Genomic DNA, 22884 nt, shown 5'->3' on the forward strand with positions numbered 1-22884 from the left:
CTACATCCGCTCCGGTGCTTCGATGCCCAGCAGGTCCAGCGCCAGCTCCAGTTGCTTCAGCGTGGTCTCGGCCAAGGCCAGGCGCGAGGCCCGGATCGCCGGCTCGTCGGCGCCGAGGATCGGGCAGGCGGCGTAGAACTTCGAGAAGGTCTGGGCCAGCTTGTAGGCGTGCTCGGCCACGAAGTTGGGAGCCTTCTTGTCGTAGGCTTCGCCCAGCGCGCCCTCGAAGCCGTCCAGCAGAAGGGTCAGGTCACGCTCGGCCGGCTCGGCCACGGTGATCGGACCAGACGCGACGTTCTGCTCGGCCGCCTTGCGCAAAATGCTCTTGATCCGCACCGACTGGTACAGCAGGTACGGCCCCGTCTTGCCCTCGAAGCTGGTGAAGCGGTCGAGGTCGAAGACGTAGGAGGTGCCGCGGAAGTTCTGCAGGTCGGCGAACTTCAGGGCCGCGATTCCCACCTTGTGGGCGGTTTCCTCGAAGGCCTCTTCCGACAGCTCGGCGCCGAGGCCGGCCTCCCGCAGGCGCTCGCGGGCCTTCTCGCGGGCCATCTCGATCAGGTCGTGCAGCTTCAAAACGCCACCTGCCCGGGTCTTGAACGGCTTGCCATCGGCCCCGTTCATAGTGCCAAAGCCGATGTGCTCCAGCCCGCCCGGCTCGGCGTAGCCGGCCAGGTACGAGGCGCGAAACACCTGCTCGAAGTGGTCGGCCTGGCGCTGGTCGACGCAGTAGAGGATCAGGTGTGGGTCGAACGATTTGCGGCGGTCCAGGATGGTGGCCAGGTCGGTCGTGCCGTACATGGCCGAGCCTTCGGACGACACCACCAGCAGCGGCGGCAGCTCGCGTTTGTCGCCCTCTTGGGCCACTCGGATGATGCGGGCTCCTTGGTCATCGACCAGCAGGCCCTTGGCCTCCAGCTGGCTGACCATCGGGGCGATCAGGTCCTGAACGTCGCTCTCGCCCTTCCAAAGGTCGAAGTCGACGCCCAGGGCATGGAACTCGCGCTCCAAGGCCACGCGGCTGACGCGGACGAAATGCTGCCACAGCAGACGATAGCCGAAACGGCCAACCTGCAGCTCGGCGGTGGCCTTGCGGGCCCGGGCGAGGAAGTCTGCGTCGAAGGCGGGATTTGGCTTGCCGTCCTTCTCGGCCTTGGCGCGGTTGGCGGCTACCGGATAAATTCGGTCCAGATCGGCCAGCGAAACGCGCGAGGCGAACTCGGCCATCAGCTTGGCTTCGTCGGCCGGCGAGAAGCCGCGCGGCGCCTCGACCAGACGTTCGAGCAGGGCGCCGATGAAGGCGTCCTCTTCCCTCAGGGCGCTGATCAGCAGGCCCATCTGGAAGCCCCAGTCGCCGAAGTGGGCGTCGCCCACCACGTCGTCGCCGCGGAAGCGGTACAGGCGCTTGACCGACTCGCCGATGATCGAGGCGCGCAGGTGGCCCACATGCATCGGCTTGGCGACATTGGGGCCGGCATAGTCGATCAGCACGCGGCGCGGGCTGGCCACGGGCTCGGCCCCGGCGCGCGGATCGGCGGCGATCTCGTTGGCGCGGGTCGCCAGGGCGGCGGCGCTGACCCGCATGTTGATGAAGCCGACGCCCGCGATCTCGACGGAGGCCAGCCGCGGGTCGGTCTTGAGGATATCGACCACCTGGACGGCGATCTCGCGGGGATTGCGCTTAGCGCTTTTCGCCGCCGCGAGAGCGCCATTGCACTGGAAATCGGCCAGGTCGGGGCGATCGGACGCGGTGACGCGACCGAAGTCGGGGGACAGCCCGGCGGCCTGGAAGGCGGCCGCGGCCGCCTCGCTCAGGGACCGCTTCAAATCACTCATGGCTTGGCGACGTTTCCGGGCTGGGTCAGGGCTTGCTGGGTCTGGCCGGCATTGACGCGGAAGCGCTTGCCGTCACGGTTGAAGGCGGCCATTTCGGGGGTCACGTCGAAGCCGATCAGCACTTCAAAATTGCCGCCGCTGACCTTTTCGTCGGCGCGCGGAATGGTGATGGTCTTCAGGGTCTCGCTGGCATAGACGCGATCCTGGCCCTGCGGGAAGGTTACCGGCAGGTTGAAATATTCCTTGGCCAGGACGTCCTTGTTGCGCTCGGTCACCGCCACCCAATAGCGATAGGTCTTGTGGGTGTCCGTCGCCTGCGGGCCGCGCCCCAGCTCGAACAGGATTTCGACCTGCATCTTGATGGGGTCATTGCTCTTGTAGGCGCAGCCCGAGGACAGGCCCTGGATCTCGCCCGTATAGGAGCTCTGGGCCGCCGATTCCTTGGCGTCCTTGAACTCGACATAGCGGCTGGCGTCGTACAGCACCTTCACATAGGGGCACGGGCCGGCGTTACGCAGCTGGGCGAGCGGCGCCTTGGGCTGGTTCCACTCGTCGTCACGCTTCTTCTTCTTGCCGGCCTGTTCTTCGTCACCGGACCCGCCGTCGGCGTTGCGACCGCCGCCACGTTGCTGCGCGTGGACGCTCGTCGCGGTGGCGGCGATCGAGAGGGCCATCAAGGCGCTGAGGGCGACGGAGAGCGTGGGGCGCATGAAACGTCCGGTTCGAGATGAAGAGCCTGTTCGGGAATTCCCCGTCGGCGTCATGGAGCCTGATAAAGGCATATGCGTGACGTCGCAATGCGCCGGCGACGCTAGCGCGCGCGACGTGGAACCCTTAGGTTCGCGGCCATGAACGCCCATTCGCCCATTCCGCCCCTCGGCCGCCGCTCGCTCAGCGTTGTTCTGGCCAGTCCGCGCGGCTTCTGCGCGGGGGTTGATCGGGCGATCCAGATCGTCGAGCGGACGATCGAGAAGTTCGGCGCGCCGGTCTATGTGCGCCACGAGATCGTCCACAACCGTCACGTCGTCGACCGGCTGAAAGCCCTGGGCGCGGTGTTCGTCGAGGAGCTGGACGAGGTTCCCGAGGACCGCCCGGTAGTGTTCTCGGCCCACGGCGTGCCCAAGACCGTGCCGGCCGCGGCCAAGGCGCGCGAGATGGTCTATCTGGACGCCACCTGCCCGCTGGTCTCCAAGGTCCATGTCGAGGCCCAGAAGCATTTCGACGCTGGGCGCGAGATCGTGCTGATTGGCCACGCAGGTCACCCCGAGGTCGTTGGCACCATGGGCCAACTTCCGGAGGGTACGGTCACCCTGATCGAGGATATCGACGGCGCCCGCAGTTGGATCCCAAAGAACGCCGGCAACGTGGCCTTCCTGACCCAGACCACCCTGTCGGTCGATGACACCGCCGAGATGGTCAATCTGCTGAAAGAACGCTTCCCCGGCATCGCCGCGCCGCACAAGGAAGACATCTGCTACGCCACCACCAACCGCCAGGAGGCGGTGAAGATGCTGGCCGAGGTCTCCGAGCTGATCCTGGTCGTCGGCTCAAAGAACTCTTCCAACTCGGTGCGGCTGATGGAGGTCGGCAAGCGGGCCGGCGCCCGCGACGCCCGGCTGCTCGATGACGCGCGCGGCATCGACTGGAGCTGGTTCGAGGGCGTGGAGCGGGTCGGCGTCACCGCTGGCGCCTCGGCTCCGGAAGACCTGGTGCAAGGCGTTCTCGACGCCATCGCCACGCGCTATGACGTGACGATCGAGGAACTGATCGAGGCCCGCGAGACGGTGATCTTCAAGCTGCCGAGGCTGCTGACGAGCTAGGCCGCTGGCGACGTTCGATCTGCGCGAAAGAATGACCCATGAACCATGAGTCCCTCACTCGCAAATCCCTGATGGTCTTGTTGGCGCCAGCGGTTTTGATCGCCTGTGGCGGGTGGTAGGAGGCCTGACGTTCGCCTCGCTCCTGTTTCGGGCCGAGCGACCCTTTGCCATCGCTATGTGGGTGGCGACTATTTCATTCCCAGTCTGGCTTCTTGCCCTGCTGGCTTTACGTCGGGGTTCTAGAAAGCTCTATCTATTGGCTATGACCTCCGGGCTGTTTGCAGCGGGTTGGGTAGTGATCAACATCTTCTGGCCGCCATCGCCCGCAGGAGGACCCTGGGACTGGTAAAGCTAAGGCCTGATCCACGTGTTCCATGGTTAGCCGCCCAACATCAGGCTGGCCAAGATGGCTTAGCCAGAGCGCTGAACGTTTCATCGTACTCATCCATGATCTCGCCGCCCAACTCGATCTGGCGGGTGATTTCCAAATCGGCTGCGCCGTCCTGCTTCGCAGGCGCTTCGAAAGTCGTCTGGTAGCGGCTTATAGAGGCTTCTCCGCGCGCGAACCGTTCATCGGCAAGCGCCCCGGGCGTCCGCCCGAACTGATCTTGATCCTTCGAGACCACCGGCTCATCGCCGTCTGGTTCACCAGTCATCGATCGTCTCCTTCCACCGCCATCCTAGCACAATTCCCATGCCCCTCTTGACCGCCAGCGCCCGCTCCCCCATCCCCGCGCCATGGCCGTCTACACCGACATTACCGACGACGAACTCGCCGTCTTCCTGGGCGACTACGACCTGGGGCAGGCCGTGGCGTTCAAGGGCATCGCCGAGGGGGTGGAAAATTCCAACTTCCTGCTTGAGACCACGACCGGCCGGTTCATTCTCACGGTCTATGAGCGGCGGGCCAAGCCTGAGGACCTGCCCTACTTCCTCGACCTGCTGACCTGGCTGGCCGAGCATGGCTATCCCAGCGCCAAGCCGATCGCCGACCGCGCGGGCGCGACCCTGAAGGCCATCCGCGGCAAGCCCGCCGCCCTGGTCGAGTTCCTGCCGGGCCTGTCGGCCCGCCGCCCGACCATCGCCCACTGCCGCGAGGCCGGCGAGGGCCTGGCCTGGCTGCATCTGGCCGGCGAGGGCTATCCAGCCCGCCGCGCCAATGACCTGGGCCAGCCCCACTGGGGGCCATTGTTCGCCAAACACCGCCAGGACGCCGAGGGCCTGAAGCCGGGCCTGGCCAAGACCATCGACCAGGATTTGGCGCAGCTGGCCTTGGCCTGGCCTCGCGGCCTGCCGTCAGGGGTGATCCATGCCGACTATTTCCCCGACAACGTGTTCTTCAAACCCGACGGCAAGTTCGCCGCCGCCATCGACTTCTATTTCGCCTGCGACGACGCTTTCGCCTATGACGTGGCGGTGACGCTCAACGCCTGGTGTTTCGAGGCCGACGGCAGCTTCAACATCACCGCCGCCCGCGCCCTGATCGCCGGCTATGAGCGCCGGCGTCCGCTGAGCCCGGCCGAGCGCGAGGCGATCCCGATCCTGGCGCGCGGCGCGGCCATGCGTTTCTTCCTGACCCGCCTGGCCGACTGGGGCGCGACCCCGGCCGGGGCGCTGGTCAAGCCGAAGGACCCGCTGGAATACGAGCGCAAGCTGGCGGTTCACCGCGAGGGACTCAGCCTGTTCGGAGCCGGCGCATGACGCCCAAGCTGATCATCTATACCGACGGCGCCTGTCGCGGGAATCCCGGCCCGGGCGGCTGGGGCGCCTTGCTCATGTACGGCGACAAGAAAAAGGAGCTGTGCGGCGGCGACCTGGCGACCACCAACAACCGCATGGAGCTGATGGGCGCGATCCAGGCCCTGGAGGCGCTCAACAAGCCCACCAAGGCCGAGCTGCATACTGATAGCCAGTATGTGATGAAGGGCGTCACCCAGTGGATCCACGGCTGGAAGGCCAAGGGCTGGAAGACCGCCGACAAGAGCCCGGTCAAGAACGTCGATCTGTGGCAACGCCTCGACGCCGCCCGGGCCCGCCACGACGTTGACTGGCGTTGGGTCAAGGGCCATGCCGGCCACGTCCACAACGAGCGCGCTGACGTGCTGGCGCGTCTCGGAATGCTGAAGACCCTGGGCGAGCAAAGCGTCCGTTAGGCCATAACGCTTCACGACCCAACTTCCATCATCGCTAAGCTGCTGGCCCAGCCGACCTTGATGGTCGCCGTGGCGCTGACCAGCCTCCCGACTCCCAGACCGGCGCCTGACCGGACGGCCCAAAGCCATCAGGCCGGGACGAACGCGCCCGGCTCAGGGCCTGTCGCGAAAGGCAAGCCTTCATCCTCCCAACCGGCCACCCCGCCGATCATCAGCTTCACCGGACGGCCCAGGGCGGCCAGCTTCAGCGCCGCGCGGTCAGCGCCGTTGCAATGGGGGCCGGCGCAATAGACCACGAACAGGGTGTCGGCTGGCCAGGCCGCAATTCGCTCGGCGCTGATCTCGCCGTGGCGCAGATGCAGGGCGCCGGGCACATGACGAAGGGCATAGGCCTGCGGCGTTCCGACCACGTGCAGCAGGACGAAGTCCACCTCTCTAGCCTTCATCGAAGCGTCGACATCGGCGCAGTCGGTTTCCAGGGCTAGGCGGCGGGCAAAGTGGGTCACGGCCTCTTGCGACGGCGCGGCGGGGATGTCGGACACAAAGCTCATGGCGGCCTCCTCTGTTGGCGACAGCAGACTTGCCTCTTCAGGGCGCGGGGCGTTAGATGTCATGATTGCCATAGTCCGTAAAAATCATGCCAAAATCGTTGCAGAGACTCGGACCCGCCAATCGTCGGGTCGTCGCCTTGGCCTATGACGGTCTGTGCACCTTCGAGTTCGGGGTGACGGTCGAGCTGTTTGGCCTGCCCCGGCCGGAGATGGGGCCGGACTGGTACCAGTTCGCGACCGCCGCCATCGAGGGCGGTCCCCTGCGAGGTCTGGGTGGGGTGCAGGTGGTCGCCGATGGCGGACTGGAGTTGGTCGAGCAGGCCGGTACGATCATCGCCCCTGGCTGGCGCGGGGCTGACGCACCGGTCCCTCAGGATCTTATCGATGCGCTGCAGGTCGCCCATCGGCGAGGCGCGCGGGTGATGTCGATCTGCTCGGGTGTCTTCGTGCTGGCGGCGGCGGGATTGCTGGCCGGGAAGCGGGCCACTACCCACTGGCGCTATGTGGATCGGCTGCGGACCCTCTATCCCGACATCGATGTGCAGCCCGACGTGCTCTATGTCGACGCTGGCGACGTGTTGACCTCAGCCGGCAGCGCCGCCGGCCTGGATCTCGGCCTGCACCTGATCCGCCGAGACCATGGTCCCGAGGCGGCCAACACCGTGGCGCGGCGGCTGGTCGTGCCGCCCCACCGTGATGGCGGCCAGGCACAGTTCATCCAGCGACCGGTGCCGATCGTCCACGAGGGCGCGCGCCTGGGTCCCGCCCTGGAGCGGATGCGCGCCGACCTGGCTGGCGAGCACACGGTCAAGGCCCTGGCCGACGCGGCCGGCATGAGCCCTCGCACCTTTCTGCGTCGCTTCGAGGCCGCCACCGGCACGACCCCAGCCCGCTGGTTGCTGGCCGAGCGCCTGGCTCGGGCCCGCGACCTGCTTAAGACCAGCCCGGCAGGCGTCGAACAGATCGCCCAGTCCGTGGGCTTCGGCGCGGCGGCCTTGCGCCACCACTTTCGCAAGTCCTTGGCGACCACGCCCCAGGCCTATCGTGCGCGGTTCGCCGGATAACACCACCGTCGCGGGAAACACGGTCGCACGCCTGTAACGATCTTGCCGCGAAATGACCTTGGTCACGCCGTTGCAAAGCCCCGTTCGCCCCCCAATTTATATTCCGACGCGGACAACCCGGCCCCCCCCGCCGGCCCCAGCGTCCAGTAAAGCAGCGTCCGCGCCTCTCCCCCAGGCGCGGACGCTGTTCGCGTTCCGGGACTCTGCCCGCGCGACGAACATTGTTCTGGTAACGCTAACAGTCCTCGCTATCCTGCGACCCGACAACTCGCCGATCGAGAGCGGAGTGGGGAGCGACGCGATGAAACGGGCAATGGCTTTCGCCTTGATGATGCTGGCCGGCTGCGGCCACGCCCACGCCGCGGCCCCCGCGCGCCCGCCGATCGTCTCGGTGTCGCACCTGGCGGTCTACGCGGCCGACCCGGCCAAGAGCGAGGCGTTCTACGTCCACGACCTTGGCGGCGTGAAAGGGCCCAACCCGGAGAACCCGAACGGCGCGCGCTACTATTTCAGCCCGATGCAATTCATCGAGGTGCTGCCCCTGCCACCGGGCGCGCCCTCGACCAACCGGTTGGACCACGCCGCCTTCAACACGCCCGACGCCGAGGCCTTGCGAACCTATCTGGCGTCACGCGGCGTGGCCGTTCCCGCGCGCGTCGAAACAGGCAATGACGGCGGTCGGTGGTTCGACATCGTCGACCCCGAAGGCGTGAAGCTTCAGTTCACCCAGCCTCCGGCTACGCCGCCCGCCATACCGGTCAATCCGCTGTCCAGCCGGATCATCCATGTGGGCTTCATCATCCACGACCGCGCGCGCCAGGACGCCTTCTACCGCCAGATCATGGGATTCCGGCCCTACTGGTTCGGCGGTATGACGGACGATGCGCAGAGCTGGGTCTCGCTGCAGGTCCCGGATGGTACGGACTGGCTGGAATACATGATCGTCAGCCCGCCCGAGGGCCGGGGCGCTCCGCCCGGCATGAGCCAGGCCACCCAGGGCGTGCTCGACCACTTCTCGTTGGGCGTGGAGGACACGCGCCTGGCCTACACCCTGTTGTGGAACGGCGATCGGCTGGCGGGCCAGGACGGTCTGCCCAAGATTGGCCGCGACGCCAAGTGGCAGCTGAACCTGCTCGACCCGGACGGCACGCGCGCCGAGTTGATGGAATTCCACGCTGTGGGCAAGCCTTGCTGCTCGCCGTTCACGGCGACCGATCCGCAATATTAGCCGACCCCGTTTTGAAGCCCGAGGAGACCCCGATGTCGAACCGTATTTCCAGGCGCGGCCTGATCGGCGTGGTCGGCGCCTCGACGGCGCTGGCGGCCGCGAAAGCCCCCGCGATCGCGACGCCTGACGCCGATAAGGTCGGCTTCGCCGTTGTCGGCCTGGGCAAGCTGTCCCTGGGCCAGATCATTCCGGGCCTCAAGGTCGCGAAGGGCGCCAAGCTCGCGGCCGTGGTCAGCGGTCATCCCGACAAGGCCCGGCGCGTCGCCGCCGAGAACGGCCTGCCGGCCGACGCCGTCTATGGCTATGACGACTACGACCGCATGGCCAAGGATCCGCGCATCCAGGTCGTCTACATCGTTCTGCCCAATGCCCTGCACGCCGACCACACGATCCGCGCCTTCAAGGCCGGCAAGCACGTGCTCTGCGAAAAGCCGATGGCCACCAGCGTCGCCGACGCCGAGGCGATGATCGCCGCCGCCAAGGCCGCCAAGCGCCAGCTGATGATCGCCTATCGATGCCACTATGAGCCGCTGAACCTGGACATCATGCGCCGCCTGCGCGACCGGTCGCTGGGCAAGACCCGGCTGGTGAACACCACCATGGGCCGGCAGGCCGACCTGGCCGAGCCGTCCGACGCGTGGCGGCTGGACGGGCTGATGTCCGGCGGCGGGGCCTTGGCCGACATGGGGATCTATGGCGTCAACGCCGCGCGCTATCTACTGAACGAAGAGCCGGTGTCGGTCCGCGCCTGGGCCCAGACCGACAGGACCGATCCGCGCTTCAAGACGACCGAGGACCTGATCGACTGGCAGTTCCGCTTCCCTTCAGGGGTGATCGCCAACGGCTCGACCTCGTTCAACTACGCCCCGACCATGGGCTATGAAGTGATCTGCGAACGCGGTCGCCTGGTAGCCGATCCGGCCGCCTTCTACGGCGGCAATCGCCTGACCGTCGTCCAGGGCGGCCAGGCCCAGCCGCCGCTGAGCCTGCCGCCGAACGACCAGTTCGCGCGCGAGATGGACTGGATGGCCGATGTCGTGCGCGGCAAGGCGCCCATGGTCTCGCCGGGCGAGGAAGGGCTGCAGGACATGAAGCTGATGAAGGCGATCCTGGACTCCGTCGCCCGGGACGGGGCGACGATCGCGACGGACTGGGGCTACCGGCGCGCCTATGACCCGGCGGTGGTGGTCGACTTGCCGCGAAGCGCCTAAAAAATGCCGCGCAGCAACCGCCACCAGCTCTCGGCCATGACGTCGAGCAGCGGGTCGAGCGGGGCCGAGGCGCGCTGCACGACCATCACGTAGGACAACCGTTCCAGCTGGACCATCTGCATCAGCAGTCGCATCCGCGCCGCCGGGCGTTCGAGGTCGGAGAACCGCGCCAGATAATTCGGCATGCTGTCGATGAACAGGTTGATGAAACGCAGATAGTCATCGGCCAGGTCGGGATCGGCGACATTGGCCTCAGTGGCGACGGCCAGCAGGTTGCGGCGCTCCTCGGTCTGATCGGTCATGCCGGCCGCCAGCCAAGCGCGGACCTGCGAGACACTGGGATCGACCAGGGCGTCGAGGGCCGCGAAGGTGACCTGGATGTTGGGCGCCAGACGCTCGCCGATGGCGTTGGCGACGTCCTCCTTGCTGCGGAAATGCAGATAGAAGGTGGCGCGATTGGCGCCGGCCGCCACGGCGATCTGCTCAATGGTCACGGCTCGGAAGCCACGCTGCCCGAACAGGGCGACGGCGGCGTCGACTAGCCGCTCGCGAGTCAGCAGGCGTTGGGCTTCGCGCAGACCGCCGCCCATCCGCTCCGTCGCCGTTCGCGCCAAATCGGTTCTCCGCTGTTTGCTCCAACAGATGTGCCACGCCCTCCTTCACAACGCCAGTCGATTGACACGACACCTGTCGTCTGAACTACTTCGCGCTTAGCCACGCGGCGCAGTTCGCGGGTCCAGATGGGAAGGAACGCAGGCCATGCAGCTTGTCAGCGAGACCGCGACCGACGGCATAGCCGGACCCGGCGCGCCCACGATCTTCCCCATTCTGGACGGCGTCGATCTGTCGGACATCGCCCAGTTCACCCAGGGCCAGCCTTACGGCGACTACGCCCGGATGCGGGCCCAGGCCCCGGTGATGTGGCACGCCGAGCCCTATGGCGGCCCCGGTTTCTGGGCGATCACCCGCCATGCCGACGTCATGGCGGTCAACGGCGACCCGACCACCTTCTCGTCGCGCAAGGGCGGCATACTGATGGCGCACGGCGACCCGCAGAAGCGCCACGCCCTGCTCTATCGCGCCTCGATGGACACCATGATCAATCTCGACGCGCCAGAGCACCTGCAGCTGCGCCGCGAGCACATGCCCTATTTCACCCCCTCCTATCTGCGAGGCGTCACCGAGGCGGTGCGGGCCGAGGTCGGCCGGCTGCTGGACAAGATGGCGCCCTTGGGTCGCTGCGACCTGGTTGAAAACTTCTCGTCGCACCTGCCGCTGTTCACCCTGTGCGAGATCCTCGGTGTGCCGGCTGAGGACCGCGGCAAGTTCCTCAAGTGGATGCACTATCTGGAGATGGCCCAAGACCTGGCGCTGAAACAGGCCACCGCCCCGATCACCCCGACCTTGGAGCTGATGCAGTTCGTCCAGGACTTCAACATCAATGTCGAGGAGATGTTCGACTACGGCCGCACCATGCTTCACAAGCGCCGGCTGGATCCGCAGCAGGACCTGATGAGCGCCATCGCCCGCGCTCAGGTCGATGGCCAGTTGCTGAGCGATGAGTATCTGGACGGCTCGTGGCTGCTGATCGTCTTCGCCGGCAACGACACCACCCGCAACACCCTGTCGGGGGCGATGAAGCTGCTGACCGAGTTTCCGGATCAGAAGGCCCGGCTAATCGCCGACCCGTCGCTGATGGGTGGGGCGGTGAATGAATTTATCCGCATGGTCAGCCCGGTGATCTACATGCGCCGCACGGCGACGCGGGACGCCGAGATCGCCGGCCAAACCATCCGCGAGGGCGAGAAGGTGGTGATGTACTACGGCGCGGCCAACCGCGACGAGACGGTGTTCCCCGATCCTGACCGGCTCGACATCACCCGGCCCAACGCCGACAAGCACATCGCCTTCGGCTACGGCCCCCACACCTGCATCGGCAAGCGGGTGGCGCAGATCCAGCTGGAAGAGGCCTACCGCCAGATCCTGGCCCGCTTCCCCGACATCCACGCCACCGGCGAGATGACCATCGCCCCCAACAACTTCGTCCACGCCATCAGCAAGCTGGAGGTCGCCTTCACGCCGGGCGGGCGGGCCTAGGGTCATGCTGACCCGGGGCGACGACTACCCGATCCACCAGACGGCCGAGCCGGTGGCCTTTGCGGGGACGGACCGCAATTTCTACGACCGGTATTTCTTCAACGGCTATGAGGCGGCCAATAGTGGGGAGGGGGGCGACGGCGACAGCTTCTTCGCCGCCGCCTTCGGGGTCTATCCGCACCTCAACATCGCCGACGCCGCCTTCTGCTGGATGAAGGACGGCCGGCAGGTGAACCTGCACGCCAGCCGCTGGCTGGAGATGGAGCGGATGGACCTCAACGTCGGTCCGATCACCATCCAGGTGCTGGAGCCGCTGCGCCGCCTGCGGATCAGCGTCGAGGCGCCGGACCAGGGCGTGCGGGCCGAGCTCACCTTCGAGGGTCGCTCGTTCCCGATCGAGGAACCGCGCTTCACGCGCCGGATCGGGCCGCGCACCCTGCTGGACTATACCCGCCTGACCCAGAACGGCCGCTATAGCGGCTGGATCGAGGTGGATGGCCAGCGGCATGACCTGGACGGCTTCGTCGGTACTCGCGATCGCTCGTGGGGCGTGCGGCCGATCGGCGCCCGCGATCCGCAGGAGCTGGCCCCGGCCGTCCCACCGCAGTTCTTCTGGCTGTGGACGCCATGCGTCTTTCCCGACGGCGACCTGTTCTTCCACACCAATGACGACGAGCTCGGCCGCCCCTGGAACCGCCGGGCGGTCTGGGCGCCCCTGAGGTCGGGACGCGGCGAGGCGCTCGACTTCCACGCGGTGGGTTACGATGTCGACTGGCGATCCGGCTCGCGACATGCAGCGCGTGGCACGCTGAAACTCGAGGGCGGCGGCGAAGTCACGATCGAGCCGCTGGCCGAGTTCTTCATGCTGGGCCTGGGCTATGGCCATCCCGTCTGGGGCCACGGCCTGAACCACGGCAAGCTGAAGATCGAGCGCGAGGACTTCGTGCTGGCCGATCTGGACCGCGCCCTGCCCTATCACCTGCACGTCCAGGCCCTTTCGAAAGTGACCTACACCAGCGCCGATGGCGCCACCCGGGTCGGGCGCGGCGTGTTCGAACAGTTGGCGCTGGGACCGCACGCGCCATCGGGGTTCAAGAGCATCCTGGACATGGCTCCATGAGCCTGGCTGACCAGTTGGAAACCTACCTCACCGACCTGTGGGGCGCCCCGACCACGGTGACGAACCTGTCGCGCATCCCCGGCGGGGCCAGCCGCGAGACCTACCGGCTGGACGCCCAAATTGCTGGGGAGACGGGCGGCGCCACGCGCGGCCTGATCCTGCGCCGCGATCCGACCGGCAGCCTGATCGACACCGACCGGCGGCTGGAGTTCCTGGCCTACCGCACCGTCCACGGCCATGTGCCCGTTCCCGAGGCGATCGTCCTGGAAGAGGATGGCGGCGTGTTGGAGCGGCCGTTCTTCCTGATGGAGCGGATCGACGGGGGCATCGTCGCCTCGCCCTTCGCCGGAGATCCCTATGGCGCTCACGCCAAGGGGCTGGGCGAGCAGTTCTTCACCACCCTGGGCAAACTGGCCGCGCTGGATCACGAAAACGCGCCGATCCGCGAGGCGGCCGAACTGCCGGCGTCCGAGGATTGTTGGCGCATCGCGCTCGACCAGTGGTCCACCGTCATCGAGGCCGACGAGCAGCATCCGCAGCCAATCGTCCGCGCCGCAATCCGCCACCTGCGCCGCAATCCGCCGCCACCGGCCCAGCGGATCACCATCGTCCATGGCGATTACCGGACCGGCAACTTCATGCACGACGGGGCGGGTCAGATCCTGGCGATCCTCGACTGGGAGATGGCCCATCTAGGCGACCCGATCGAGGATCTGGGCTGGGCCTTCGACCCGCTTTGGAACCACTTCGACGAGACGCGGGTCAGCGGGCTGATCTCGCAGGCCGAGGCGATCGCCCTGTGGGAAGCGGCAAGCGGGCTGACGGTCGATCCCGCCGCCCTGGCCTGGTGGTCGTTGTTCAACGCCGTCAAGGGCCAGGCGATCTGGACCTCGGCGGCCAAGGAGTATAGCGACGGCGGCTTCGTCGATCCGATCCTGGCCATTTCCGGCTGGTACACCGCCCGGCGCCATGACCTGATCCTGGCCGAGCGGCTGGCCGCATTGGAGGGCTTCTGATGACCCCCGCCCTGCCCGACATCCTGCGCGGCAATTTCATGTGCCTGGCGATCCCCGCCCCGCCCGAGTCCCAGGGCGAGTTCATGACCGGCCGGGTCGGGGTGATCGCCTTGCTGTCGCTGCTGGCCGCCCAGGAGGTCGAGCGGGGAACCCAGGCCAGGGTCTGGGAAAATAACGCCATCGCGGCGGTGCTGGCCGAGGCCGGTGAGGTCTATGGCGTCCAATATGCCGAAGTCGCGGCGATCGGCCCCGTCGACCCTTCGTTGGAAGCCCTCGACCGCGCCAACGCCGCGCTGCGCCGGGGCCTGATCGCCCTGCACGAGGCGGTGGAGAACGCCGGCGACCTGGCGCGGCATCGGACGATCGTGGCGCTGTACGGCGAGATGGCCGAGCGCCGGAGGCTGGACCTGCCGCCCTTGCCGGCCCGATAGAGCCACCGCCTTGCCATGCGGGGGAGAAGAAACTTCCGCTCATATCCCCCATGAGCTCTAGCCAAGCTGCCCGCCCTGCCCCATCTGGCTCGGGCGGTCCAGGTTCCAGGGCGGGACGGCCGCAGCCCAGGGGCCTCATGCCAATCATATCCGTTTCCGGTCTGACCAAGACCTACAAGTCGGGGCATCAGGCCCTGAAGACCATCGATCTCGAGATTCGCCAGGGCGAGATCTTCGCCCTGCTCGGACCCAACGGGGCCGGCAAGACCACACTGATCAGCATCATCTGCGGCATCGTCAATCCCAGCACCGGCACGGTGCTGGCCGACGGCCACGACGTGGTGAAGGACTATCGCGCGGCCCGCGCCAAGATCGGCCTGGTGCCGCAGGAGTTGAACACCGACGCCTTCGAGACCGTCTGGGCCACCACCCGGTTCAGCCGGGGCCTGTTCGGCAAGGCGCCCAACGACGCCCATATCGAGAAGGTGCTGCGCGACCTGTCTCTGTGGGACAAGAAGGACGCCAAGATCATGACGCTGTCGGGCGGCATGAAGCGGCGGGTGATGATCGCCAAAGCCCTGAGCCACGAGCCGACCATCCTGTTCCTCGACGAGCCCACCGCCGGGGTCGACGTCGAACTGCGGCGCGACATGTGGGTGATGGTGAGAAAGCTGCGCGAGAGCGGCGTCACCATCATCCTGACCACTCATTATATCGAGGAGGCCGAGGAGATGGCCGACCGGATCGGGGTGATCAGCAAGGGCGAGATCATCCTGGTCGAGGACAAGAATGTGCTGATGCGCAAGCTGGGCAAGAAGCAGCTGACGCTTCAGTTGCAAAGCCCGCTGGAGGCCCTCCCCGCCAAGCTGTCGGACTACGCCCTGGAGCTGGCGGCCGACGGCCACGAGCTGATCTACACCTTCGACGCCCAGGCCGAGGAGACCGGCATCGCCGGCCTGCTGCGCCGCCTCTCCGAGGAGGGCGTCGACTTCAAGGACCTGCACACCAGCCAGAGCTCGCTGGAAGACATCTTCGTCAGCCTGGTGAGGGACGGCCAATGAACATTCACGCCGTCAAGTCCATCTACCGCTTCGAGATGGCCCGCTGGTTCCGCACCCTGGCCCAGAGCGTGATCTCGCCGGTGCTTTCGACCTCGCTGTATTTCGTGGTGTTCGGCTCGGCGATCGGCTCGCGGATGCAGGCCATCGACGGGGTCAGCTACGCGGCCTTCATCGTGCCCGGCCTGATCATGCTGTCGCTGCTGGGCGAAAGCATCTCCAACGCCTCGTTCGGCATCTACATGCCAAAATGGGCGGGCACGATCTATGAGCTGCTGTCGGCCCCGGTGTCGTGGATCGAGACCGTCACCGGCTATGTCGGGGCGGCGGCGACCAAGTCGGTGTGCCTCGGTTTGCTGATCCTGGCCACGGCGCGGATCTTCGTGCCCTACGAGATCCTTCACCCGTTCTGGATGCTGGGATTCCTGATCCTGACCGCCATCACCTTCAGCCTGTTCGGCTTTGTGATCGGGGTCTGGGCCGACGACTTCCAGAAGCTGCAGATCGTTCCGGCCCTGGTCGTCACCCCCCTGACCTTCCTGGGCGGCAGCTTCTATTCGATCAGCATGCTGCCCCCGATCTGGCAGAAGATCACCCTGTTCAACCCGGTGGTCTATCTGGTCAGCGGCTTCCGCTGGAGCTTCTACGGCGTGTCGGACATCGGCGTGGGCGTCAGCTTCGGCGCGACCCTGTGCTTCATGGGCGTCTGCCTGGCGGCGGTGTGGTGGGTGTTCAAGACGGGGTACCGGCTGAAGACGTAAGGGGCCGGAAACCGAATGGGGACACGCACATGTGCGTGTCCCCAGGCGCGCCCGACTACTTCAAGGCGCCGTCTTGCAATGCATTGGTGGCAACGCAAATCCCTAGAAATTCCTTGGGATGATGTAGCACCATCGAACGGTTCAGCCTGCGGTATGCAGCAATCTGCTCCATCGCTCGCGACCGGTTCAACGAAGTCTGCGAGTTTAGAATATTGGCGTTCGCCGACTTGGTGCAGTCGACGCCAGGCGTGGTGATAAACGACCCCATTTCAGGATCGATCTCGCGGACGGAGATGATCCGAAGACGAGGATCTAACTGACTGTTATCCGCCCTTGTCAGCATCGGCATACAAAGGCCAGTCATCATCAGCGCCCCGAGTGTCCAGGTCCGCAACCCACGCATCGTCACCGCACCGTCAGCACCGACCCGTCGATCCCGACCACCATCACCCGCTGACCCGTCGCCGCCGGAAAAAGCCCCAAGGTCGCCATCATCGCCGTCGCCCGCCGCATGCTCGGCATCCTCATCGCCTTGCTGCGAACAGGCTAGACCTGGGACCCGCAAGACGTCAGCTGAACACCGTTGCTCATCCGACGGCTTCGCCGCCACCTTCTCCTGCAGGGGGAGAAGAGACGCCCGCTCGGCTAGAGCATTTCCCGACCTGACTGCGTCATGCCGCGAGCTCTAATCTTCTGTTTTAACACATTTTTCTTCATGCGAACCGGAACCACTTCGCTCGAAAAATGCTCTAGCTGACCTTGCTCTTGGCCATGGCGTCCATGATGTTCATCGCTGCGGGGCCCATGATCACGATGAACAGCACGGGCAGGAAGAACAGGATCATCGGCACGGTCAGCTTGGCCGGCAAGGCCGAGGCCTTCTTCTCGGCCGCCGAAAGCCGCAGGTCGCGGTTTTCCTTGGCCATCACGCGCAGGGCGGTGCCCAGCGGGGTGCCGTAGCGCTCGGCCTGGATCATCGCCGTGACCACCGAGCGGATGCCCGGGTGATTGGTCCGCCGCGCCAGGCCCTCATAGGCCAGGCGCCGTTCGGGCAGATAGCTGAGCTCGGCAGTCAGCAGGCCCAGTTCCTCGGCCAGCTCGATCGAGGCGCCGCCGACCTCCGAGCCGACCTTGGCGATGGCCGCCTCGATGGACATCCCGCTTTCGACGCAGATCAGCATCAGGTCGAGCGCGTCCGGAAAGGCCCCCACGATCGATTCGCGGCGCTTCTGGGCGATGTTCTGGATGTAGAGGTTGGGGGCGTAGTAACCCGCCGTCAGGGCGGCGAAACAGGCGGCGATCTTCTGGACCGGCAGCAGGTCGAAATCGTTGATCACATAGAGATAGAAGGCCGTCACCACCGCGAAGGCGAACGGCATCACGAAGCGGAAGAAGTAGAAGGTCGAGACCGGCTTTGGGCCGCGAAAGCCGGCCTGGGCCAGCTTGTCGACAACCTTGGGGTCTTCCAGCAGCCGCGACAGCTGCAGGCGGTCGACGACGTTCTTGTACATGCCCTCGTCGGTGTGACGCAGGGTGGAGCCGCCGCCCTTCTGGGACAGGGCCTCGCGCGAACGGCGGCGCAGCTCCTCGCGGCGATTGGCCACCGACTTCAGTCGGCTCTCGAGGCCGTTGTTGCTGAGCATCGGCGCAGTCAGGGTGACGACGGTGGCGAACACCACGATCGCGATGAACGCGCTCAGGATATTCGAGGGGTTGGTCAGCATCTCGATCATGGTGGCCTCCCCTAGAACTTGAAATTGATCATCTTGCGCATCACCAAGATGCCGATGGCCATCACCACGCCCGCCACCAGCAGCATCAGATGCCCGCGCGGGTCAGTGAACATCGGGGCCATGTAGCTGGGCGCCGTAATCGAGATCAGGGCCACCACACCGGGCGGCAGGCAGCCGATGATCACGGCCGAGGCCACGGCTTCGGCCGACAGGGCCTTGATCTTTTCGCCCATCAGCTTTCGCGCCCGCAGCACGGTCGACAGATTGCCCAGGGCCTCGGCCAGGTTGCCGCCGGTCTTGGACTGGATCGCCAGCACGATGGTGAAGAACCGCAGCTCGTTGGTCGGCATGCGCTCGTGCATGCGCTCCAGCGCCTGATCCATGCTCATGCCCATGCCGACATTCTCGGTCAGGGCGCGGAACTCGCCGGCCAGGGGCTCGGTGCATTCCTTGCCGATGACCTTCAGGCAGTCATGGACGGGCAAGCCGGACTTGATGCCGCGCACGATGATGTCGATGGCGTCGGGAAAAGCCCCGGTGAACTTCTTGGTCCGCATCTTGCCCATCGTGCCGAGCACCCAGCGCGGCAGGCCAAAGCCGGCGGCGAAGGCGGCGCCCAGGGCGATCAGGGGCATCTGGCGAAGCAGGATCAAGGTCAGGCCGGCGAACAGGCCAACCACGCCGCTGATGATGTAGAAATTGCGCGGATTGTCGCCCAGACCCGCAGCGCGCAGACGGGCCGCTATGCTCAGCGACGCCTTCTTCTTTTGCTGGTCCTGTTCCTTCAGCGTCTTGAGGATCGCCCTGCGGCGCGCCTCGGGCGTGTTGGCCATGACCTTGGCGCGGGCTGCGGCCGTCTGCCGCTCGCCACCGGCGATGATCTGGGCGCGCTTGACGGCCTTGGCTGAGCTGTTGTCGCCGCCGGCGAACACGAAGCCAAGGCCCGCGATGGTGATGAAGCCCAGAACGCCGGCCAGGATGAACAGCATCGGCCCTACTCCGCCGCGTCGAGGGCTTCGGCCAGCTCGCGCTCCAGGCCGTAATAGCGGGCGCGGTCCCAGAAGCGGGGCCTGCCGATACCTGTGGAGCGGTGCTTGCCGATGACGTTGCCGTCGGCGTCCTCGCCGCTGATCTCGTAGACGAACAGGTCCTGGGTGACGATCACGTCGCCTTCAAGACCAACCACCTCGGTGATGTGGGTGATGCGGCGCGAGCCGTCGCGCAGGCGGGCGGCCTGGACGATGACGTCGATCGAGCCGACGATCATCTCCTTGATGGTCTTCGACGGCAGGCCGTAGCCGCCCATGGTGATCATGCTCTCGATCCGGCTGATCGCCTCGCGCGGGCTGTTGGCGTGCAGCGTGCCCATCGAGCCGTCGTGGCCGGTGTTCATGGCCTGCAGCAGGTCGAACGCTTCCGGTCCGCGGACTTCGCCGACGATGATCCGCTCGGGACGCATCCGCAGACAGTTCTTGACCAGGTCGCGCATGGTCACCGCGCCCGAGCCTTCCAGGTTGGGCGGCCGGGTTTCCAGGCGCACCACGTGCGGCTGCTGTAGCTGCAGCTCGGCGGCGTCCTCGCAGGTCACCACCCGCTCGGTCGGGTCGATGAAGGCGGTCAGGGTGTTGAGCAGGGTCGTCTTGCCCGAGCCCGTACCGCCCGAGATGACGATGTTGCAGCGACAGGCGCCGATGACGCCCAGAACCCGCGCCCCTTCCGGGCTGATCGACGCGTAGTCGACCAGGTTCTTCATCGTCAGCTTGTCCTTCTTGAACTTCCGGATGGTCAGGGTGGGACCATCCAGCGCAAGCGGGGGCGCGATGACGTTGACGCGGCTGCCGTCGGGCAGGCGGGCGTCGCAGATCGGGCTGCTCTCGTCGACCCGGCGGCCGACCTGGCTGACGATCCGCTGGCAGATGTTCATCAGCTGCATGTTGTCGCGGAAGCGCACATTGGTCAGCTGGACCTTGCCGCCGACCTCGATGAACACCCGGTGGGCGCCATTGACCATGATGTCGGCGATGTCGTCGCGGGCCAGCAGGGGCTCCAGCGGGCCATAGCCGAGGACGTCGTTGATGATGTCCTGGACCAGGTGCTCCTGCTCGGAGACCGACATCGAGACATTCTTGATCGCCACCAGCTCGGCGACGATGTCGCGGATCTCTTCGGCCGCCGCCTTCAGGTCCAGCTGCGCCAGCTGGCTCAGGTCGATGGTGTTGAGCAGGGCGTTGAAGATCGTGGTCTTGGTGGCGTGGTAATAGTCGCTCTGCTCGCGGACCACCTGGGTGGTGGGCGGCGCGCCCTGGGCGGCGCGAAGCTGTTCCAAGCCGTTTGTCGCCTTGGGGCCAGCGGCCTTGGCCGGCGCGGGCGTCGGCGCGTGGACGCGTTCCTCGATGACGATCGGCTCGACGCGCTGGGGGCGCGTGGCGATGGCCGGTCCGTCCGCCGAGACGGGCGGCGGCGGCGCGTGATCTTCCCGAACGGCGGCTTGGTCGCGCTTGCCGAACATGCCCTACTTCTTCTTGAACAGGCCGGAGAGCACGGAGGCCTTCTGGGCCACCGGCGGCTCGCGGCGGCTGATGAGGCGCGCCAGATGATCGATGCCCTCGGCGGCCTTGGACTTCGGGGCCACCTCGCCCACCATCTGACCATTGTTGGCGGCCAGGCCGAACGACTTGGGGTCGAAGGGCAGAACCAGCGACGGCGTCAGGCCCAGGGCCTCGCCGAAATCCTTGACCGGGATTTCGGGACGGCCTGGCACGCCGACCTGGTTGAGCACCAGGCGCGGCGGGGCGTCATTAGGGCGGGCCTGGCGGACCAGGTCGATGATGTTCTTGGCGTTGCGCAGGCTGGCGAGATCAGGCGTGGCCACCACCACCAGGTCGTCGCTGGCGATCAGCACCCGGCGGGTCCAGGCCGACCAGCTGTGCGGCAGGTCCAGCGCCACGAAGGGCGCGGCGCTGCGGATTTTCTGGGTGACCTCCTCGAAGACGTCGGCGCTGATCTCGTAGTCCTGGTCCAGGGTGGCCGGCGCGGCGAACAGCGACAGACGGTCGCCGCAGCGAACCATCATCCGGTCCATCAGCACGGCGTCCAGGCGGTCGGGCTGGCCCAGGGCGTCGATGACGCCCTGCAACGGGTCCTGATTGAAGTCCAGCCCGGCGGTGCCGAACGGCAGGTCCAGATCGACCAGCACCGTGGCGGCCTGCATGCGCTCGGCCATCGACCAGGCGAAGTTGTGGGCCAGGGTCGAGGACCCGACGCCGCCCTTGGCGCCGACGAAGGCGATCTGCCGGCCGACGAAGGGCGCGGACGGGTCGGCATACAGGTTGGACACCGCCCGGATGATCTGCAGCGGCCCCTGCGGCTGGGTCAGATATTCGCTGACCCCGCGGCGCATCAGCTCGCGATACAGAGCGATGTCGTTGGTCTGGCCGATCACCACGACCTTGGTGCCCGGGTCGCAAACCTGGGCCAGGCCATCGAGCAGGGCCAGCATGCGTGGCGCGGCGTCCAGGCTCTCGACCAGCACCAGCGAGGGCGTGGACTGGTTCTGATAATAGTCGACGGCCGCTTCCAGTCCGCCGGGATGGGCGATGGTCGAGGCGCGAGCCATGCGGCGGTCGGCCGAGGCGGCCTCCACCAGGGCGGCGGTCTCGGGGCGGGCGCAGAAGGCGTGGATGGTGATGCGCGGCACGGCCGCCTCGCCCATGTCGGCCTCGGTCACGGCGACGACCTCGTGGGCCAGATCGCGGGCGGTCAGGGACGGCGCGGGCGTGGGCATGGCCGGGGGGGCGATCGGCGGTGGGCTGGACTCCGCGATCGGCTCGGCGAGGGCGACGGGCGACGCCGCCGGGGCGGCGGGCGTGTTGGGCGCGGCGGGCGGCGGCAGGTCGAGGAACGGCGAGGCCGCGGGCTCGCTCGCGCTCGCGCTTGTGCCAGGGCGGGCTGGCGGGAAGTCGGCGAACGGGTCGTCGCTGGTCGAACGCGGGGCCGGCGCGACGCGCCAGGGGTCGGCGCCCGGCGCGGCGAACTCGTCGTCGGCCTCGAAGCCCAGGTCGAAAGGATCGTCGCGCGAGGTCATCAGTTGACCGCTTTCGAAACGACGCCGGTGGCCTGGTCGTCCTTGGCCGACGAGGTGACCTCGCCCTTGCGATACTTGCCGAACACGTCGTCCCGGCGCTGGGCGCTGGCCGGCGTGCTGTCGCGCGGCCGCAGCAGGTCCTCGGGATTGGCCAACTGGGCCGCCATGTTGGCTGTCACGGCGCAGCCGAAGTTCTCGTAGGGCTTGTTGTCCTTGGTGGCGGTGACGTTGTTCCATTCGCCGCATTGCGGAACCGAGGCGTGATAGCGCAGGAACCCGACCTTCAGCGGCGCGCCTGGCGTCGCGCCGGCGTCGTAGCCGACGATACGCACCGCAGTCGCGGGGGCGCCCATCGCTACCAGCCGCTGGCGAGCGGCGAAGGCCATGTTACCGGCGACGCCAGAGTCTGGACCGCCCACCGGGGCGCTGACCACGATTTCGCGGCCCTCGGCCTCGCGCCAGCGGGCCAACAGTCCATCGACGGCCAGGGCCTGGTTGGGCGACAGGCCGTCGGCGTGAGGGACCAACAGCACCTCGTCGGGCCGGGAATCGACCTGCACGCGGCTGGCCCACTGCTCGGTGTCGGTGCGCGGGGCCTGCGCCAGGTCAGGCTTGTCGCCCGGCGCGGCGCAGGCGCTTAGCAGCGCCAGGACCAGGCCAGTCGCGGCGAGATTGCCGAGCGTCGGAGGCGTTAGCCGATGAAGATGGGGTCGCGTCATGTCCG

At 66.9% G+C, this 22884-nt stretch carries 23 protein-coding genes; 12 read left to right on the forward strand and 11 right to left on the reverse strand.

Going from position 1 to position 22884, the window contains the following annotated elements:
- Complete coding sequence (locus ACP694_RS01195; RefSeq protein ID WP_426009790.1) at positions 1–1833, reverse strand: arginine--tRNA ligase; 1833 nt, start codon at positions 1831–1833, stop codon at positions 1–3.
- Positions 1830–2543, reverse strand: coding sequence for a Tat pathway signal sequence domain protein (locus tag ACP694_RS01200; protein ID WP_426009791.1), 714 nt, complete (start codon positions 2541–2543; stop codon positions 1830–1832). The genes ACP694_RS01195 and ACP694_RS01200 overlap by 4 nt, the downstream gene beginning before the upstream one ends.
- Before the next feature lie 138 nt (positions 2544–2681).
- On the opposite strand from ACP694_RS01200, the gene ispH reads away from it, so the two are divergent.
- On the forward strand, positions 2682–3653 hold the full coding sequence (gene ispH / locus ACP694_RS01205) for a 4-hydroxy-3-methylbut-2-enyl diphosphate reductase (RefSeq protein WP_426009793.1): 972 nt from the start codon (positions 2682–2684) through the stop codon (positions 3651–3653).
- Positions 3654–4045: 392 nt separating this feature from the next.
- On the opposite strand, the gene ACP694_RS01210 is transcribed toward ispH, so the two are convergent.
- Entirely contained in the window at positions 4046–4309 is a 264-nt protein-coding gene (locus ACP694_RS01210) for a hypothetical protein (protein WP_426009795.1), read from the reverse strand.
- A gap of 82 nt (positions 4310–4391) precedes the next feature.
- On the opposite strand from ACP694_RS01210, the gene thrB reads away from it, so the two are divergent.
- Positions 4392–5354 (forward strand): homoserine kinase, encoded by a 963-nt coding sequence (thrB, locus tag ACP694_RS01215; RefSeq protein WP_426009796.1) that lies wholly within the window; start codon positions 4392–4394, stop codon positions 5352–5354.
- Complete coding sequence (gene rnhA / locus ACP694_RS01220; RefSeq protein ID WP_426009797.1) at positions 5351–5806, forward strand: ribonuclease HI; 456 nt, start codon at positions 5351–5353, stop codon at positions 5804–5806. The genes thrB and rnhA overlap by 4 nt, the downstream gene beginning before the upstream one ends.
- A 128-nt stretch (positions 5807–5934) precedes the next feature.
- Here the strand turns inward: rnhA and ACP694_RS01225 are convergent, their stop codons facing one another.
- A complete protein-coding gene (locus ACP694_RS01225; protein ID WP_426009799.1) occupies positions 5935–6357 on the reverse strand; it encodes a rhodanese-like domain-containing protein in 423 nt (140 codons plus the stop codon).
- An 86-nt stretch (positions 6358–6443) separates the two neighbouring features.
- Between ACP694_RS01225 and ftrA the strand changes: the two genes are divergently transcribed.
- The 3 genes from ftrA to ACP694_RS01240 all read left to right on the forward strand — a co-directional run bounded on the left by ftrA (position 6444) and on the right by ACP694_RS01240 (position 9860).
- A complete protein-coding gene (gene ftrA, locus ACP694_RS01230; RefSeq protein ID WP_426009801.1) occupies positions 6444–7421 on the forward strand; it encodes a transcriptional regulator FtrA in 978 nt (325 codons plus the stop codon).
- 313 nt (positions 7422–7734) lie between these two features.
- Positions 7735–8649, forward strand: coding sequence for a VOC family protein (locus ACP694_RS01235; protein ID WP_426009802.1), 915 nt, complete (start codon positions 7735–7737; stop codon positions 8647–8649).
- A 32-nt stretch (positions 8650–8681) separates the two neighbouring features.
- Positions 8682–9860, forward strand: a complete 1179-nt coding sequence (locus ACP694_RS01240; RefSeq protein WP_426009804.1) for a Gfo/Idh/MocA family protein — start codon at positions 8682–8684, stop codon at positions 9858–9860.
- On the opposite strand, the gene ACP694_RS01245 is transcribed toward ACP694_RS01240, so the two are convergent.
- A complete protein-coding gene (locus ACP694_RS01245; RefSeq protein ID WP_426009806.1) occupies positions 9857–10474 on the reverse strand; it encodes a TetR/AcrR family transcriptional regulator in 618 nt (205 codons plus the stop codon). The genes ACP694_RS01240 and ACP694_RS01245 overlap by 4 nt on opposite strands.
- Positions 10475–10619: 145 nt before the next feature.
- Between ACP694_RS01245 and ACP694_RS01250 the strand changes: the two genes are divergently transcribed.
- The 6 genes from ACP694_RS01250 (at position 10620) to ACP694_RS01275 (ending at position 16343) form a co-directional block, all read left to right on the forward strand.
- On the forward strand, positions 10620–11957 hold the full coding sequence (locus tag ACP694_RS01250; protein WP_426009808.1) for a cytochrome P450: 1338 nt from the start codon (positions 10620–10622) through the stop codon (positions 11955–11957).
- 4 nt (positions 11958–11961) lie between these two features.
- A complete protein-coding gene (locus tag ACP694_RS01255) occupies positions 11962–13077 on the forward strand; it encodes a hypothetical protein (RefSeq protein ID WP_426009809.1) in 1116 nt (371 codons plus the stop codon).
- Positions 13074–14093: a phosphotransferase family protein gene (locus ACP694_RS01260; RefSeq protein ID WP_426009811.1), complete on the forward strand. Its 1020-nt coding sequence runs from the start codon at positions 13074–13076 to the stop codon at positions 14091–14093. Before ACP694_RS01255 ends, ACP694_RS01260 begins: the two co-directional genes overlap by 4 nt.
- Complete coding sequence (locus ACP694_RS01265) at positions 14093–14524, forward strand: hypothetical protein (RefSeq protein WP_426009812.1); 432 nt, start codon at positions 14093–14095, stop codon at positions 14522–14524. Before ACP694_RS01260 ends, ACP694_RS01265 begins: the two co-directional genes overlap by 1 nt.
- A gap of 137 nt (positions 14525–14661) precedes the next feature.
- Positions 14662–15585 carry an ABC transporter ATP-binding protein gene (locus ACP694_RS01270; RefSeq protein ID WP_426009813.1) on the forward strand — a complete coding sequence of 308 codons (924 nt, stop codon included), beginning with the start codon at positions 14662–14664 and terminating at the stop codon, positions 15583–15585.
- Positions 15582–16343: an ABC transporter permease gene (locus ACP694_RS01275; protein WP_426009814.1), complete on the forward strand. Its 762-nt coding sequence runs from the start codon at positions 15582–15584 to the stop codon at positions 16341–16343. The genes ACP694_RS01270 and ACP694_RS01275 overlap by 4 nt, the downstream gene beginning before the upstream one ends.
- A 55-nt stretch (positions 16344–16398) precedes the next feature.
- Here the strand turns inward: ACP694_RS01275 and ACP694_RS01280 are convergent, their stop codons facing one another.
- The 6 genes from ACP694_RS01280 to ACP694_RS01305 form a co-directional block, all read right to left on the reverse strand.
- The gene (locus tag ACP694_RS01280) at positions 16399–16953 is read right to left on the reverse strand and encodes a hypothetical protein (RefSeq protein WP_426009816.1); all 555 of its coding nucleotides are present in this window, start codon (positions 16951–16953) and stop codon (positions 16399–16401) included.
- A 139-nt stretch (positions 16954–17092) separates the two neighbouring features.
- Positions 17093–18076, reverse strand: a complete 984-nt coding sequence (locus ACP694_RS01285) for a type II secretion system F family protein (protein WP_426009818.1) — start codon at positions 18074–18076, stop codon at positions 17093–17095.
- A gap of 11 nt (positions 18077–18087) precedes the next feature.
- Positions 18088–19065, reverse strand: a complete 978-nt coding sequence (locus ACP694_RS01290) for a type II secretion system F family protein (RefSeq protein WP_426009819.1) — start codon at positions 19063–19065, stop codon at positions 18088–18090.
- Between the two features lie 5 nt (positions 19066–19070).
- On the reverse strand, positions 19071–20585 hold the full coding sequence (locus ACP694_RS01295) for a CpaF family protein (RefSeq protein WP_426009821.1): 1515 nt from the start codon (positions 20583–20585) through the stop codon (positions 19071–19073).
- Between the two features lie 3 nt (positions 20586–20588).
- Positions 20589–22160, reverse strand: a complete 1572-nt coding sequence (locus ACP694_RS01300; RefSeq protein WP_426009822.1) for an AAA family ATPase — start codon at positions 22158–22160, stop codon at positions 20589–20591.
- The gene (locus ACP694_RS01305; RefSeq protein WP_426009824.1) at positions 22160–22879 is read right to left on the reverse strand and encodes a CpaD family pilus assembly protein; all 720 of its coding nucleotides are present in this window, start codon (positions 22877–22879) and stop codon (positions 22160–22162) included. Before ACP694_RS01305 ends, ACP694_RS01300 begins: the two co-directional genes overlap by 1 nt.
- Positions 22880–22884 lie beyond the last annotated feature (5 nt).

The organism is Caulobacter sp. DWR2-3-1b2 (genome assembly GCF_049896345.1).
Lineage (GTDB): Bacteria > Pseudomonadota > Alphaproteobacteria > Caulobacterales > Caulobacteraceae > Caulobacter.

Coding starts and splice junctions, on each gene's coding strand:
- ACP694_RS01300 (WP_426009822.1), bottom strand. CDS start 22,160: ATGACCTCGCGCGACGATCCTTTCGACCTGGGCTTCGAGGCCGACGAC.
- ACP694_RS01290 (WP_426009819.1), bottom strand. CDS start 19,065: ATGCTGTTCATCCTGGCCGGCGTTCTGGGCTTCATCACCATCGCGGGC.
- ispH (WP_426009793.1), top strand. CDS start 2,682: ATGAACGCCCATTCGCCCATTCCGCCCCTCGGCCGCCGCTCGCTCAGC.
- ACP694_RS01210 (WP_426009795.1), bottom strand. CDS start 4,309: ATGACTGGTGAACCAGACGGCGATGAGCCGGTGGTCTCGAAGGATCAA.
- ACP694_RS01270 (WP_426009813.1), top strand. CDS start 14,662: ATGCCAATCATATCCGTTTCCGGTCTGACCAAGACCTACAAGTCGGGG.
- ACP694_RS01275 (WP_426009814.1), top strand. CDS start 15,582: ATGAACATTCACGCCGTCAAGTCCATCTACCGCTTCGAGATGGCCCGC.
- thrB (WP_426009796.1), top strand. CDS start 4,392: ATGGCCGTCTACACCGACATTACCGACGACGAACTCGCCGTCTTCCTG.
- ACP694_RS01200 (WP_426009791.1), bottom strand. CDS start 2,543: ATGCGCCCCACGCTCTCCGTCGCCCTCAGCGCCTTGATGGCCCTCTCG.
- ACP694_RS01295 (WP_426009821.1), bottom strand. CDS start 20,585: ATGTTCGGCAAGCGCGACCAAGCCGCCGTTCGGGAAGATCACGCGCCG.
- ACP694_RS01235 (WP_426009802.1), top strand. CDS start 7,735: ATGGCTTTCGCCTTGATGATGCTGGCCGGCTGCGGCCACGCCCACGCC.
- ACP694_RS01195 (WP_426009790.1), bottom strand. CDS start 1,833: ATGAGTGATTTGAAGCGGTCCCTGAGCGAGGCGGCCGCGGCCGCCTTC.
- ACP694_RS01265 (WP_426009812.1), top strand. CDS start 14,093: ATGACCCCCGCCCTGCCCGACATCCTGCGCGGCAATTTCATGTGCCTG.
- ACP694_RS01255 (WP_426009809.1), top strand. CDS start 11,962: ATGCTGACCCGGGGCGACGACTACCCGATCCACCAGACGGCCGAGCCG.
- ACP694_RS01225 (WP_426009799.1), bottom strand. CDS start 6,357: ATGAGCTTTGTGTCCGACATCCCCGCCGCGCCGTCGCAAGAGGCCGTG.
- rnhA (WP_426009797.1), top strand. CDS start 5,351: ATGACGCCCAAGCTGATCATCTATACCGACGGCGCCTGTCGCGGGAAT.
- ACP694_RS01260 (WP_426009811.1), top strand. CDS start 13,074: ATGAGCCTGGCTGACCAGTTGGAAACCTACCTCACCGACCTGTGGGGC.
- ACP694_RS01305 (WP_426009824.1), bottom strand. CDS start 22,879: ATGACGCGACCCCATCTTCATCGGCTAACGCCTCCGACGCTCGGCAAT.
- ACP694_RS01240 (WP_426009804.1), top strand. CDS start 8,682: ATGTCGAACCGTATTTCCAGGCGCGGCCTGATCGGCGTGGTCGGCGCC.
- ftrA (WP_426009801.1), top strand. CDS start 6,444: ATGCCAAAATCGTTGCAGAGACTCGGACCCGCCAATCGTCGGGTCGTC.
- ACP694_RS01250 (WP_426009808.1), top strand. CDS start 10,620: ATGCAGCTTGTCAGCGAGACCGCGACCGACGGCATAGCCGGACCCGGC.
- ACP694_RS01285 (WP_426009818.1), bottom strand. CDS start 18,076: ATGATCGAGATGCTGACCAACCCCTCGAATATCCTGAGCGCGTTCATC.